This window comes from Caldanaerobacter subterraneus subsp. tengcongensis MB4, from assembly GCF_000007085.1.
In the GTDB taxonomy this organism is placed as follows: Bacteria; Bacillota; Thermoanaerobacteria; order Thermoanaerobacterales; family Thermoanaerobacteraceae; genus Thermoanaerobacter; species Thermoanaerobacter subterraneus.
On the sequence record NC_003869.1, the window covers coordinates 1235915 to 1250969 of the forward strand.

The following is a 15055-nucleotide window of genomic DNA, read 5'->3' on the forward strand; positions in this document are numbered from 1 at the left end:
GGTGATAAAATGGAAAACATAAAAGTAGTCGTGTGGGGTCTTGGGGCAATGGGAAGCGGCATTGCAAAGATGATTCTTTCCAAAAAAGGAATGGAAATTGTAGGTGCTATTGACACTGACCCTAATAAAATCGGGAAAGATTTAAATGAGCTTTTAGGCACGAATTCTAAACCGGTATATGTCACTTCAAATCCCGATGAAGTTATAAGAAAAGGAAGTGCTGATATAGCCGTAATTGCAACTTCTTCATATGTAGAAAAGGTTTTCCCCCTCATAAAAAAAGCGGTGGAAAACGGGATGAATGTCATAACTACTGCTGAAGAGATGGCATACCCTTGGGCTCAGCATCCTGACCTGGCAGATGAAATTGACAGGCTTGCAAAAGAAAACGGTGTGACAGTGCTCGGCACTGGTATAAACCCGGGGTTTGTGCTGGATTATCTCATTACAGCTTTAACAGGAGTTTGTATGGAAGTTGAGTCAATTAAGGCCTCCAGAATAAACGATTTATCACCTTTTGGAAAGGCTGTGATGGAAGAACAAGGTGTTGGCCTTACGCCAGAGGAGTTTGAGGAGGGCGTAAAAAAGGGCACGGTTGCGGGGCACATAGGTTTCCCTGAATCGATTACAATGATTAGCAAAGCCATAGGATGGAAATTATCAGGAATTGAGCAAGTAAGAGAGCCAATAATTTCTAAAACTCACAGGGAAACTCCTTATGCAAAAGTAGAACCTGGATACGTTGCCGGGTGTCGCCAGATAGGTTACGGCAAAGTGGGTGGTGAGGTAAAAATAATTTTGGAGCACCCTCAGCAGATACAGCCTGAAAAGGAAGGGGTAGACACAGGAGATTACATTGAGATCAAAGGCACGCCGAATATAAAGCTATCTATAAAGCCTGAGATCCCTGGCGGGATTGGAACCATAGCTATTTGCGTCAACATGATACCCCATGTGATAAATGCAGAACCAGGGCTTGTTACTATGCTTGATTTGCCTGTGCCCAGAGCTATTATGGGGGATGCAAGGGATATGATAAGGAGGAAGTGATATGGCCAAAAAGGGAGACTGGGTCAAAATCAAACAGATTGTCCTTGAACCTCACGAGAGGGCTGAAAATATCCCGGAAGATACTAAAAAGACGCCTCTTACCATGTGGGTGAAGGGCATACTTATGGAAGATGCTGAAATTGGCCAAAAAGCGAAGATCAAAACATTTACAGGAAGAATAGTAGAGGGAATTTTGGTAGAAGAAAATCCCCGGCACATCCACGACTTTGGGAGTCCAGTTCCGGAGCTTATAAAGGCTGGCATGAAGGCAAGAGAAATATTGTACGGCGGTGAAGGCAATGAGCAGGTATAAGGAGATAATGGCGCGAAAAAATGAGATTATGAAAAAATCTCTAGGAATAGACTATGAAAGATTTGAATCAGGCAGTATTGCTTTTGACTATGAGAGAATGATGAGAGAGACAGGTTACAGCTTAGAAGAGATAATTAAGATACAAAGAGAAGCCAATGTGGGCAATACTCCTTTAATAGAATTGAAAAATTTAACGGAGCTTGCAAGAAAAGTGTCTCCAACCGGCAAAGCCGCCAGAATATTTATTAAAGATGAAGCCTGCAATCCTTCAGGAAGCTTTAAAGAAAGAAGAGCTAGCGTTTCTGTGTATCATGCGAAAAAGCACGGTTACAAAGGAGTCATAGCAGCTACAAGCGGAAATTACGGTGCGGCAGTTGCCTCTCAAGCGGCAATGAAAGGGCTAAAGTGCATTGTGGTACAAGAGGCATATGACAGCAGAGGTATAGGTCAGCCGGAAATCCTAGAAAAAGGGAGAAAATGCGAGACCTTTGGTGCAGAGGTTGTACAGCTAACTGTTGGACCAGAATTATTTTATGTAAACTTGATGCTTTTAGAGGAGACGGGATACTTTAATGCTTCTCTTTACACGCCTTTTGGGATTGCGGGTATTGAAACATTAGGGTATGAGATAGCAAATCAGGTAAAAGAGAGGACGGGCAAATTCCCTGATGTAGTGGTTGTGACTCACGCAGGGGGAGGGAATTTGACAGGTACTGCAAGAGGCCTTATAAAGGCAGGGGCTTTAGATACGAAGGTGTACGGAGTGAGCGTTGATTTGACAGGGCTACACATGGCTTCAGACACTGATTTTAACAGAAAATCCTTTACAACAGGCCATACCGGTTTTGGCATACCTTTTGCGACATGGCCGGATAGGGCGGATGTGCCGAGAAATGCTGCAAGGCCTTTGAGATACATGGACGGGTATTACCTTGTAAAGCAGGGAGAAGTATTTTACATGACAGAGCTTCTTGCTCAGTTAGAAGGATTAGAGAGGGGACCTGCTGGCAATACCTCGTTAGCTGCAGCTTTTAGCTTGGCACAGCAGATGGAAAATGACCAGATAATAGTTGTTCAGGAGACAGAATACACTGGGGCAGGTAAAAACCCAACTGCTCAGCTGACTTTTGCTAAGCAAAATGGAGTTCAGGTGCTTGTAGGAAATCCTGATGAGGAAGTTCCGGGTAAAAACATAATTCTTCCTGAACATCCTTCAATGGTCAAAGCGAGAGAAGTGAAACTTGATAATTTGAAGAAATCTTACATTAGAAATTGCATCCAGCACTTTGGAATGCCAAATGAAGAAGACATAAAATTTTTGGCTGAGGATACCAAGTCCAGTGAAGATTTTGTGAGAAGGACAATTGAAGAATTAAAGAATGGAGGGTTAGTATGAGAAGGGAAGACGATTTTGAAGTGAGAAGTAAGCACTTGCAACACATGACAGATGAAGAATTAGATGCCTACTTTTGGGAGTTGGCGGAAAAAATTGTGGATCCTTTGATAGAGCTGGCTTATTATCACACTTCTCCTTCCATTGAAAGGTCTGTGCTTCTGAGAATGGGATTTTCCAGCATTGAAGCTAAGGAAATTGTCAATAGAATTGAGGAAAGAGGGCTTCTTTCAAAGGGAGCAGGGCATATAGTGCTCAAGGTGGCAGAAAGAGCAAAAACAGACTATCTCACAGCAGGAAGAGGCCTTGCAAATGGCCAGTATCTAGATGTGTTGGATGAGATTGCAAGGGAGGCGAGAGAGAATGAAGCTGGAGAAAGATAAAAAGATTGACATAGAAGAGATTTTAAAAGGCCTTGACAAATATGTTCCTAGAAGAAGAGGATGGCACTGGAGGGAAGGGGTAGGAAGGCGCAAAATTGGAGATTTTGAGTATTACCAGGTCTCTGAGCCATTGAAAAATAGCATTCCACTGCCTGCTGCAAAGTATTTTGGAAATATTGACCCGCAACCAGACTGCGTGATCACCACTGAAATTGCTTCAGGAAGATTTGAAGACGACATAAGGCGAATGAGAATGGCGGCATGGCACGGTGCAGACCACATAATGGTGATAAGGACTTTGGGGCAGAGCCATTTTGACGGATTGATAGAAGGAACTCCTGAGGGAGTGGGAGGAGTCCCAATCACCCGCAAACAAGTTAGAGCGACGAGAAAAGCTCTTGATTTGATTGAGGATGAAGTAGGAAGACCTATAAATTTTCATTCATATGTCAGTGGAATTGCAGGGCCTGAAATAGCTGTAATGTTTGCGGAAGAGGGAGTAAACGGCGCTCATCAGGACCCACAGTATAACGTTTTGTATAGAAATGTAAATATGGTTCGCTCTTTTGTGGATGCGGCAGTTGCCAAAAAGATTATGGCAGATGCTGACATGCTCCAAATTGACGGAGCTCACAACGCAAATGCGACTGCAAAATATGGATGGAAAGTAATGCCAGAACTTTTGGTGCAGCACGCTATAAATACCATGTATTCTCTGAAAGTGGGAATGAAGCCTGAGAACATAGCTTTATCTACTGTGCCGCCAGATGCTCCGCCAGCACCCTGTATAAGGCTTGACCTTCCTTACGCGGTAGCCTTGAGGCAGCTTTTCAAAAATTACAAGATAAGGGCGCAGATGAATACCAAATACATTGAACACGATACAAGAGAGGCGACAGTTACACATGTTTTAAACCTTTTAATATCCCGCTTGACATCTGCTGACATCCAAAGTACAATTACTCCCGATGAGGGAAGAAACGTTCCGTGGCATTACAACAATATAAACGCTATAAATACGGCCAAACAGGCATTGATTGGGATGGATGGCCTCAATGAAATGGTAAAACTCAATTTTGACGGAGAATTGGGGAAGAAAGTAAGAGAGCTCAAGATGAGGGCAATACTTTTCATGGAAGAAATACTAGAAGTTGGTGGATATTTTAAAGCAGTGGAAGCAGGATTTTTTGTAGATTCTGGCTATTATCCTGAGAGAAACGGTGATGGCATTGTAAGGACTATAAACGGAGGAATTGGAGCTGGCACAGTGTATAAGAGAGATAAGGACTACATGGCCCCTGTATGCTCTCATTTTGGGTACAACAACCTGCCGGAAGGCCTTAACAAGCCCTGTGATTTAATAGATGGATGCACTTTGTGCAAGAGAGAGAAGATTCAGTATATAGACGAACTGGACGAAACTGACAATGTGCACAATAGGTTAAAAGAGACGTTTGAATATAGAAAAGGAGACAAGATAAAACCTGAAGTTGAATGGGCTGGAGATGGCGTAATAAGCATGAACCTCTTTTTGCCTGTGGATGAGAGGACTGCAGAATATGCTGCTATTAAGTACGCTGAAAAATTAGGGCTTACTGATATAGCAGTTTTAAGTAAGCTTCCAATGCACCCTGCAGAGGGAACATATGTGGAAATAAGGGGTCGTGTTCAGTTTGCCATTGATAAAAATGAGTTAGTAATTCCGCCTGAAGAGAAGATACTATCAGATGAGGAAATAGAAGAAGACATAAAGAGAAAGCCAATGAAGGTTGTAGCGGCAACCGTAGGAAATGACGAACACTCTGTCGGTTTAAGGGAAATCCTGGATATAAAGCACGGGGGGATTGAGAAATACGGCATAAAAGTGGTATACCTGGGTACGTCAGTTCCTGTAGAAAAGCTTGTAGATGCGGCAATAGAAGAAAACGCTGATGCCATTTTGGTGAGCACCATAATAACTCACGACGATGTGCACATCAAAAACATGAAAAAAGTACACGACCTGTGTGTAGAAAAGGGCATAAGAGACAGAGTGATACTGGTAGGGGGAGGAACGCAGATTACAAACGATTTGGCTAAAAGCGTAGGATTTGATGCCGGATTTGGCAGGGGCACAAAAGGAAATCAGGTAGCAAGCTTTTTAGTTAAAAGGAGAAGGGAAATGGAAAATGAAAAGGACAGTTGATGTTCTGGTAGCTGAGATTGGAAGTACAACTACAACTGTAAATGCTTTTAACTTAGAGGGCACACCGATCTTTCTAGGGCAGGGCATGGCACCTACTACTGTGCTAGAAGGAGATGTAAATGTTGGGCTCAAGGCTGCCATTGAAGATTTGAAAGGTAAAATAGGGGATTTTGAGTACAAAGAAATGCTCGCCTGTAGTAGCGCTGCAGGCGGGCTTAAAATGACTGTCCACGGTCTTGTCTATGACATGACTGTAAGAGCAGCAAAAGAAGCGGCTTTGGGGGCAGGTGCCAATATAAAGCTTATCACTGCAGGAAAATTGAGAAGAACCGATTTGGAAAAAATAAAAGAGATAAAACCTAATATAATACTTTTGGCAGGTGGAGTGGATTACGGAGACAGAGAGACAGCCCTTTATAATGGCGAAAAGTTAGCAGAACTGAAACTGAACGTGCCTGTGATATACGCTGGAAACATAGAGAACAGGGAAGAAATAGCCTATATATTCAAGGAAGCAGGTCAAGAAGTGTACATTGTAGACAATGTATATCCTTCTATTGATAAACTGAATGTTGAACCCACGAGAAAAATGATTCAACAGGTGTTTGAAAAGCACATCATCACGGCTCCGGGGATGAGCAGGGTAAAAGAATTGGTCACAGGTAATATCATTCCGACTCCTGGAGCAGTGATGGAAGCCTGCATACTGCTTTACAATGAAATAGGAGATCTTATGGCATTAGACATAGGAGGAGCCACTACAGATGTCCACTCTGTTACAGAAGGAAGTGAAGAGATACAAAAGATGACAGTAAATCCGGAGCCATTGGCCAAAAGGACTGTAGAAGGGGATTTAGGGGTATTTGTAAATTCCAGAAATCTTTTTGAACTCTGGGGAGAGGAAGTTTATAAAAAATTTGCCAATGCTGAAGAACTTATAAAAAACATAAAGCCAGTTCCAACAACAGATGAAGAGAGGGAATTTGTTCTCTTTCTTGCAGCTAAAGCTGTAGAAATAGCAGTAAAGCGCCATGCTGGCAAAATGGTCAGCTATTTTGGACCCACTGGAAAGAGCTTTTACGTTGAGGGAAGAGATTTGACAGCAGTAAAGTGGATTATAGGAACTGGAGGAGTCTTTACAAGACTTGAGGGTTCAGAGGAATTGCTCAAAAACATAAATGACAAAGCTCCTGGGAAGGAGCTCTATCCTCCTTCTTCAGCAAAAGTTTTAATTGACAGAGATTATATCATGGCGGCTTGCGGAGTTTTATCTAAAAAATACCCTGAAGAGGCTTTGAGACTGCTGAAAAATAGCCTTGGAATTTAAAAGTGAGGGAAGATAGATGTATCCTTTATTGAGAATAAATTTAGAAAAGCTTCGCCACAACGCCCATATTATTGTTGAACTGTGTAGAAAAAGAAATATAAAAGTAGTGGGGGTCACAAAAGTTTTTTGTGCTATTCCCAAAGTAGCTGAGGAACTTGTGAAAGCCGGAGTAGACATGTTAGGAGATTCCAGGATAAAGAATTTAAAAAAATTGCAGCACATACCTGTGCCTAAAATGCTTCTTCGGATTCCAATGGAAAGCGAAGTAGAAGAGGTTGTAAATACGCTGATATAAGTTTAAATTCAGAGATAAGCACAATTAAGAATTTATCAGAAGAGGCTATAAGGCAAGGCAAGGTTCACGATATAATACTCATGATAGATTTAGGGGATTTAAGAGAGGGAGTGTTAAAAGAAGATGCCCTTTTAGTTGCTGAAGAGATACTAAAACTCAAAGGAGTGAGGTTAAGAGGTGTTGGAACTAATTTGACCTGCTACGGTTCTGTTATTCCTACCCCGGATATACTGGAAGAACTTATCGAAGTAAAGGAGGCCATTGAGAAAAAATTCGGTCAAAAATTAGACATAGTTTCGGGGGGTAATTCGAGTAGCTTGTATCTTGTTCAGAACGGACTTATTCCTCGTGGCATTAATCAGCTGAGAATAGGAGAGGCAATCGTTTTAGGTAGGGAAACCGCTTTTGGAGATAGGATTCCCCACACTTATGATGATGTGTTCACATTGGAGGCTCAGATAGTAGAGCTTAAAGAAAAACCCTCTTATCCAAGGGGAATTTTAGGCATGGATGCCTTTGGTGAAAAACAGGTTTACGTAGACAGGGGAATAATGAAAAGGGCTATACTTGCAATTGGAAGGCAGGATGTGAATATTGGCGATTTGATTCCTATGGATAGTTGTGTAGAACTGATTGGATCAAGCAGTGACCATCTGATTGTGAATGTGACCAATTGCGATTATCCTTATAAAGTTGGAGATGTAGTGAAGTTTAAGCTAAGATATGGAGGAATTCTTTCTTGCTCTACTTCAGAATATGTAGAAAAAGTTATTGAAGAGGCGTAAGCCTCTTTTTATGTTGACAATAACTTTGTTACATGGTATGCTTTTTATTGAAATCCGGGTGATATAGTAGGAATTCAGGGGTGAGGAACTATGAAGCTTTCTACAAAGGGAAGATACGGGATTCAAGCTATGTTTGAATTGGCCCTATATTACGGGGAAGGACCTATCTCTTTAAAGACTATCGCAGAAAATGAAGGGCTTTCTGAACATTATCTGGAACAGCTTATGGCAATTTTGAGAAAAGCAGACCTTGTAAAAAGCGTAAGAGGTGCTCAAGGAGGGTATATGCTGGCAGCTCCGCCGGATAAAATAACTGTAGGCGATGTGATAAGGACTCTAGAAGGTTCTCTTGCCCCTGCAGATTGTGTAGTGGAAGACACTCCTTTTGAATGCAGCAGAGCAGGAGGCTGTCCTACAAAGCTGGTTATGGAGAGAATAAGAGACAGCATAAATAAAGTTATAGATTCTATCACTTTGCAAGACATGGTGGAAGACTACAGAAGGCTTAATCAAAAAAGCGCTTTTATGTACTACATTTAAAGCTTTGAAAAGGAGGAATTTTTACTTTTCATGGAGGTTAACAACAGAGTTGTAGTTGGAATGAGCGGAGGAGTAGATAGTTCAGTCACTGCATACCTTTTAAAAGAGCAGGGATTTGAAGTTATAGGAGTGACAATGAGAGTTTGGGTAGACCCTTACGGAAAAGCCCGCGATGATGACAAAAGCTGTTGCTCTTTAAAAGCAATACATGATGCAAAAAAAGTTGCTGAGATTTTAGGAATCCCCCATTATACTGTCAATTTGAGTGAAGTTTTTTATGATAAAATTGTCAAATATTTTATTGACGAATATCTAAAAGGTCGAACTCCAAATCCTTGTGTTTTCTGCAATAGATTTATAAAATTTGGAGACCTTTTAGAAAAAGCCCATGAATTGGGAGCTTATTATATAGCGACAGGACATTATGTGAGGAAAGAATACGATGAGGACAGAAAAAGGTATTTATTAAAAAAAGGCTTAGACTTTAAAAAAGACCAGAGCTACATGCTCTATCGCTTGACTCAAGAACAGTTAAAACACGCACTTTTTCCCCTAGGTAACTATACTAAAGAAGAAGTGAGGGCTTTAGCTGAAAAAATAGGACTTCCTGTTGCTGACAAAAGAGAGAGCCAGGAAATCTGTTTTATTCCAGACAATGATTATAAGGCTTTTATAAAAAGACAGATTAAAAAAGATGTAAAGCCAGGAGAATTTAGAGACATCCACGGCAATTTCTTAGGGTATCACAAAGGAATAATAAACTATACAATTGGGCAGAGAAAGGGCTTAGGTTTATCTTCCGACAGGCCTTTGTATGTTGTGGACATAGATCCAGAAAACAATGTAGTCATCGTCGGACATCAGGAAGATGTCTGGGGTGAAGAGCTGATATCTTCAAACAATAATTTCATTTCAATAGAAAAACTGGAAGAAGAGATAAAGGTTACCGCTAAAATACGGTATACTGCCAAAGAAGATGAGGCGATAATAAAGCCGTATGGCGATGATAAAGTATTAGTAAGATTTCTAAGACCACAAAGAGCGATAACTCCTGGACAATCTGTGGTATTTTATGATGGCGATGTAGTAGTAGGAGGAGGAATAATTGAGAAAAAAGTAAGATGAGCACCCTTGGGGTGCATTTTTTTATTTATAGAGAGGAACACTATAATAAGCAAAAGTCTTTGAAAGGTAGAAGGAGGGATTGGATGAGCAACAGAGATAAGTATTTAAAAGGATTTTTGGCAGGAGTTATAGCTGCAGCTTATGTAATTCCAAAGATGGACCTTAAAAAGTACAGGCGTTACAAGGACATGTTTGAGAAAAATTTTTCAAAAGTGTGGAGGGTAGTTAAACAGATAAAATTGAGATGAAAAACAAGGTTTACATTATATGGTTTTTGATTGTATTAGGGATTTTTTATATTTTCATAAAAAACTGGGTGAGTATCAAAAGCATACTTTCCCCTTTTTTTGTTTCTATACTTATGGCGTATCTTTTGAATCCATTTGTAAGATACTTTACTTCAAAAGGTTTTACACTAACTTTTTCTATACTGACAGTGTTTTTCATAGTGGCAGCAGCAATTTTGATTTTTTCTTACTACGTTTTTCCTATTTTAATAGGAGAACTAGCTTCTTTTGTGAAAGTGGCTCCAAAATATTTGCGAGAATTAAATTCGGTTTTAAATCATTTTAAATTTAATTACCTTTCTAATCTTCCACCTAATATTGAAAGTGCTGTAGAAAAAAATTTAAATGTGCTAACTGCAGGAGTTGCTTCCTCTATTGATACATTTTTTAAATCTGCAGTTGGAATGCTGAAAGGATTTGTAGACATTGTAATTATTCCAATTCTTACCTTCTATTTTTTGAAAGATAAAGACATTTTTTTGACGCAGGTTGAGTGTTTGATTCCATTAAAATACCGAGAAAAAATTTTTTCACTGCTTTTTAAAGTGGACAGGATATTGAGCAAATACTTGAGAGCGCAAGCTTATTTGTCTATTTTTGTAGGAGCGTTTACAGGTTTAGGATTGGCTCTCGTAAAAGTAAGATATGCTTTTTTGTTGGGAGTGATAGCAGGTATTTTAAATATAATTCCGTATATTGGGCCAATTCTTTCTATCCTTCCAGCGGTTGCGATTGGGCTTATGGATTCAATTTTTAAAGGCTTGTGGGCTTTTGCCATCTGCCTTCTAATACAGCAGGTTGAAAATGTGTTTGTGACTCCTAAAGTGATGGGAGATAGTGTTGGACTACACCCTGTTACAGTAATTTTTGTGCTTATTTTAGGAGAAGAACTTTTTGGAGTATGGGGGCTTTTATTCTCTGTGCCTGTTGCGGCAATTTTAAAGGAGGTTTTTACAGAAATTTTTTTAGACAAATAAACATAGTGTAAAATTATCGTAGGATTTTTAAAGTGAAAAAACAAGAGACAACCCCTGTGATAAAATAGATTGTGGAAAACAAAAAACACGAAAGGGGTGTCTCTTGTGAAAAAACATATTTTTGAGGATATTATACTACAAAATGCTCTAAATTTCACTAGGGAAATGATGAATGTTTTTGAGGATTTATTAAAGAATGGAATGAATATTACAGAGCTTGTAGCAAGGATAAAAGAACTTACGGACAAACTAGGTAGAGAGGCAATAGAAGCAATTATTGAGGAGTTAGATAGGATAATAAAAGAAGACAAGAGAAGGAAAGAAAAATGGGTAGTAGAGAGGAAAGATAAAAAGAGATTAACGACAGTCCTTGGGGATATTGAATATGAGAGGACATATTACAAATCAAGGGAGGATGGTAGATATACATATTTAGTGGATGATGCATTAGAGATAGGACGGCACGAGAGGATAGAAAAGGGAGTAAAAATAAAGTTAGTAGAAAATGCGATAGAAGAATCATACGAGAAAAGTAGCGAGAAAGCATGTCCAGAGAAAATAAGTAAACAGACGGTATTAAACGCAATAAGGGAAATAGGAGAAGTAGAGGTGAAGAGAGAAATAAAAGAGAAGAAGGAAGTAAGGGTTTTATACATAGAAGCAGATGAAGACCATGTACCTTTACAAGATGGCAGCAGTGAAACACCGCGATTGATATACATACATGAAGGTAGGGAAGAGAAAAACGGAAGGAACGTACTGAAGAATGTGTATTACAAGGCATACGTAGGAGAGAAAGCAGAAGACATATGGATAGATGTAGCGAATTACATAGAAGAAAATTACAAGGAAGAGAAGATAGAGAAGATATACATAGCAGGAGATGGAGCACCATGGATAAAAGAGGGATTAGAATGGATAGTAAAATCAAGGTTTGTGTTAGACAGATATCATTTAAACAAATACGTATTAAAAGCAACATCAAAAGAGCCAAAGTATAGGGATAAGATATGGAGAGCAATAAATGAAGGGGATAAAGAAGGAGTGAAGAAAATATTTGGTGAGTTAATAAAGATAGCAAAAGAAGAGAAAGAAAAAGAAAAGATAAAGGAAGCGAAGAGATACATACTAAACAATTGGGAAGGGATAAAGATATACAGTGAAGACGAAGATGTAATAGGGTGCAGTGCAGAAGGGCATATAAGCCATGTATTTTCTGCAAGACTTAGCAGGAATCCATTAGGGTGGAGCAGAGAAGGATTAAAGTTAATGGCGAAATTAAGGGTATTTAGCAAGAATGGAGGAGACTTAAGAGAAGTAGAGTGGGGCAAGAAAAAGAATATAAATGCAGGAAGTTACAAATTAACAGAGAAGCAAATAAAAGAGGCAGTAAGGAGAGTTAAAACGTCTACAAATGAAAAAATAAACAATATTACGGTTTTGAATATAGGGAAAGTAACGCCAATATATAGGGTTTTAAGAGCATTAAAATATGCACAAGTTATATAAAGAACATGATAAAACGAAGCCCTGAATTAATTAAGTTTCAGGGGTTGTCTTAAAAAAATCCTACAGTATCTTGACACTATCCAAATAAATGCCATTATTGACTTGTTTTTTTCAATCTTGTATAATATACTCAAAAACAACGGGGTACAGCCCGTCCCCCTGCCTGTTCGGGACGGTTTTATTGTATAAAAGGGGAGGATTTTTATGGAAAAGCTCGGGATGAATGAAATCAGGGAAAAATTTTTGAGTTTTTTTGAGAGCAAAGGGCATTTAAGACTTCCAAGTTTTTCTTTAGTTCCCAAAAATGATAAAAGTTTGCTCTTAATAAACTCTGGTATGGCGCCTTTAAAACCCTATTTTACAGGCAAGGAAACGCCACCAAGCAGAAGAGTTACTACCTGTCAGAGGTGCATAAGGACGCCTGACATTGAAAGAGTAGGGAAAACTGCAAGGCATGCCACTTTCTTTGAGATGCTCGGAAATTTCTCTTTTGGAGATTATTTTAAAAAAGAGGCTATTCCTTGGGCTTGGGAGTTTGTCGCTGAAGTTTTAAAGCTTCCTGTTGACAGGCTGTGGGTAACCATTTATGAAGAGGACGATGAAGCTTTTGAAATATGGAATAAGATAGTAGGGCTTCCGCCAGAGAGAATAGTGAGAATGGGCAAAGAAGATAATTTCTGGGAGATAGGTACAGGTCCCTGCGGACCCTGTTCAGAGATTTACTTTGACAGGGGAGAAGAAAAAGGATGTGGCAAACCCGATTGCGGAATTGGGTGTGACGATTGTGACAGGTATGTGGAATTCTGGAACTTAGTTTTCACTCAGTTTAATAAAGATGAGCAGGGCAATTATCACAGACTTCCCAATCCCAATATAGATACAGGAATGGGGCTTGAGAGAATAGCGGCAATAATGCAGGGAGTAGATACAATTTTTGATGTGGACGTGATAAGAGGCATTCGCGACTTTATATCAGACCTTGCAGAGGTAGAGTATGGCAAAGATGCTGATAAGGATGTATCTATAAGGGTTATCACGGACCACATAAGAGGCATCACCTTTATGATTTCCGATGGAATCCTCCCCTCCAACGAGGGAAGGGGTTATGTGTTAAGAAGACTTCTTAGAAGAGCTGCAAGGCATGGCAAGCTTTTGGGATTAAATGATGCTTTCCTGTACAAAGTAGTAGATTCTGTTGTGGAAAATTACGGAGGAGCTTACCCAGAAATAATTGAGAGAAAAGATTATATAAAGAAGATTATAAAGCTGGAAGAAGAGAGGTTTAAGGAGACGGTAGACCAAGGGCTTGCCATCTTACAGGATTATATAAATGAACTCAAAGCTCAAGGTAAGACTGTGTTAGAAGGTGCAAAAGCCTTCAAACTTTACGATACTTATGGATTCCCCTTGGATTTGACAAAAGAGATACTGCAAGAATCAGGCATTACAATTGATGAGGAAGGATATAAAGAAGAGCTTGAAAAGCAGAGGGTAAGAGCTAGAAGCAGCAGAAAAGAAGACAATAGCCTGTGGGAGCAGGACATATATTCCACTTTGGGAGATATTTCTACGAAGTTTGTGGGATATGAGGTTTATGAAAGTGAGGCTAAAGTGTTAGCTATCGTGAAGGACAATGAAGTGGTAGAGCAGGCGGAAGCAGGGGACGATGTAAGTATAATTTTAGATGTGACGCCTTTTTATGCTGAAAGTGGCGGACAGGTAGGAGATAGCGGGGTCATTGAAGAAGAAGACACATTAATAAAAGTGAACGACTGCAAAAAGGTAGGGAACAAGTTCATACACATTGGCACTGTGGAGAGAGGATTAATTTCGGTTGGAGATAAAGTAGTAGCTAAGATTGATGTCTCAAAGAGAAAAGGTGCTGCGAGAAACCACACTGCTACACACCTTCTCCACAAAGCTTTGAAAGAAGTTTTAGGTGACCATGTCAATCAGTCGGGTTCGCTTGTCGCATACGATAGATTGAGATTTGATTTTTCGCACTATCAGGCAGTCTCAAAAGAGGAGCTTAAAAAGATAGAAGAAAGGGTTAATGAAAAGATATACGAGCAGCTTCCTGTAGTAGTTGAAGAGAAAAATTACGAAGATGCCTTGAAAGAAGGAGCTGTAGCTCTCTTTACAGAAAAGTACGGGGACAAAGTAAGAGTTGTGAAAATTGATGACTACAGCATGGAACTTTGCGGGGGTACACATGTAAAGAATACCAGCGAAATAGGAATTTTTAAAATTGTATCAGAAAGCGCAGTAGGAGCTGGATTAAGGCGAATAGAGGCTTTAACAGGTATAGAGGCCATCAAATATTTAAATGAGCAGAAAGAAATATTAGATAGAGTTTCTGAAACTTTAAAGGCGCAGGAAAAAGAAGTAGTTTCAAAGATAGAGAACTTGCAGCAGTCATTAAAGGACAAAGAAAGAGAAATAGAGGGTTTAAAGACAAAGATTGCAAGCATTTTAGCAGAAACCCTGATAGATTCGGCTATTTCTGTAGATGGCGTCAAAGTCATAGCTTCCAGAGTGGAAGATTACGATATGGAGGCTTTAAAGACTTTAGGAGATATTCTTAAAGATAGGTTGAAGAGCGCAGCTGTGATTTTAGCTTCTTCCTCTAAAGATAAAGCCTTGTTTGTAGGAATGGCCACAAAAGATGCTGTAGAAAAAGGCGTAAACATGGGAGCAGTTATTAAAGAGACATGCAGCATAGCCGAGGGGAATGGCGGCGGAAGAGCAGAAATGGCCCAGGGAACAGGCAAAAATATTTCAAAGGTGAAAGAGGCTCTGGAAAAAGCTATTGAAATTGTAAAAGGACAGTTAAAGGCTTGACTGTGGCCTTCTTGATGGGGTATGATAGAGTCAGAGGTGATTGCA

The 15055-nt window shown here is 39.7% G+C and carries 12 protein-coding genes and 1 pseudogene; all 13 read left to right on the top strand.

Annotation, left to right across the window (positions count from 1 at the left end; genetic code table 11):
- Nucleotides 1-9: 9 nt before the first annotated feature.
- The 13 genes and pseudogenes from ord to alaS all read left to right on the top strand — a co-directional run bounded on the left by ord (nucleotide 10) and on the right by alaS (nucleotide 15010).
- Nucleotides 10-1050 (top strand): 2,4-diaminopentanoate dehydrogenase, encoded by a 1041-nt coding sequence (ord, locus tag TTE_RS05875; RefSeq protein WP_011025560.1) that lies wholly within the window; start codon nucleotides 10-12, stop codon nucleotides 1048-1050.
- A 1-nt stretch (nucleotide 1051) separates the two neighbouring features.
- Nucleotides 1052-1363, top strand: a complete 312-nt coding sequence (gene ortA, locus TTE_RS05880) for a 2-amino-4-oxopentanoate thiolase subunit OrtA (protein ID WP_011025561.1) — start codon at nucleotides 1052-1054, stop codon at nucleotides 1361-1363.
- Nucleotides 1350-2759 carry a 2-amino-4-oxopentanoate thiolase subunit OrtB gene (gene ortB / locus TTE_RS05885; RefSeq protein WP_041587151.1) on the top strand — a complete coding sequence of 470 codons (1410 nt, stop codon included), beginning with the start codon at nucleotides 1350-1352 and terminating at the stop codon, nucleotides 2757-2759. The genes ortA and ortB overlap by 14 nt, the downstream gene beginning before the upstream one ends.
- A complete protein-coding gene (locus TTE_RS05890) occupies nucleotides 2756-3139 on the top strand; it encodes an ornithine aminomutase subunit alpha (protein WP_011025563.1) in 384 nt (127 codons plus the stop codon). The genes ortB and TTE_RS05890 overlap by 4 nt, the downstream gene beginning before the upstream one ends.
- Nucleotides 3120-5324 (top strand): D-ornithine 4,5-aminomutase subunit OraE, encoded by a 2205-nt coding sequence (oraE, locus tag TTE_RS05895; RefSeq protein ID WP_011025564.1) that lies wholly within the window; start codon nucleotides 3120-3122, stop codon nucleotides 5322-5324. Before TTE_RS05890 ends, oraE begins: the two co-directional genes overlap by 20 nt.
- On the top strand, nucleotides 5308-6651 hold the full coding sequence (locus tag TTE_RS05900; protein ID WP_011025565.1) for a GlmL-related ornithine degradation protein: 1344 nt from the start codon (nucleotides 5308-5310) through the stop codon (nucleotides 6649-6651). Before oraE ends, TTE_RS05900 begins: the two co-directional genes overlap by 17 nt.
- A 16-nt stretch (nucleotides 6652-6667) precedes the next feature.
- A pseudogene (gene orr, locus TTE_RS05905) lies at nucleotides 6668-7731 on the top strand (ornithine racemase Orr).
- Nucleotides 7732-7821: 90 nt separating this feature from the next.
- On the top strand, nucleotides 7822-8271 hold the full coding sequence (locus tag TTE_RS05910) for an RrF2 family transcriptional regulator (RefSeq protein WP_011025566.1): 450 nt from the start codon (nucleotides 7822-7824) through the stop codon (nucleotides 8269-8271).
- Between the two features lie 30 nt (nucleotides 8272-8301).
- Nucleotides 8302-9396 (top strand): tRNA 2-thiouridine(34) synthase MnmA, encoded by a 1095-nt coding sequence (gene mnmA, locus TTE_RS05915; protein WP_011025567.1) that lies wholly within the window; start codon nucleotides 8302-8304, stop codon nucleotides 9394-9396.
- A gap of 83 nt (nucleotides 9397-9479) precedes the next feature.
- On the top strand, nucleotides 9480-9644 hold the full coding sequence (locus TTE_RS14025) for a hypothetical protein (RefSeq protein ID WP_162828797.1): 165 nt from the start codon (nucleotides 9480-9482) through the stop codon (nucleotides 9642-9644).
- Complete coding sequence (locus tag TTE_RS05925; RefSeq protein WP_041587152.1) at nucleotides 9635-10660, top strand: AI-2E family transporter; 1026 nt, start codon at nucleotides 9635-9637, stop codon at nucleotides 10658-10660. Before TTE_RS14025 ends, TTE_RS05925 begins: the two co-directional genes overlap by 10 nt.
- A 105-nt stretch (nucleotides 10661-10765) precedes the next feature.
- The gene (locus tag TTE_RS05930; RefSeq protein WP_011024560.1) at nucleotides 10766-12169 is read left to right on the top strand and encodes an ISLre2-like element ISTte3 family transposase; all 1404 of its coding nucleotides are present in this window, start codon (nucleotides 10766-10768) and stop codon (nucleotides 12167-12169) included.
- 204 nt (nucleotides 12170-12373) lie between these two features.
- Nucleotides 12374-15010, top strand: coding sequence for an alanine--tRNA ligase (alaS, locus tag TTE_RS05935; protein ID WP_011025570.1), 2637 nt, complete (start codon nucleotides 12374-12376; stop codon nucleotides 15008-15010).
- Nucleotides 15011-15055: the final 45 nt, after the last annotated feature.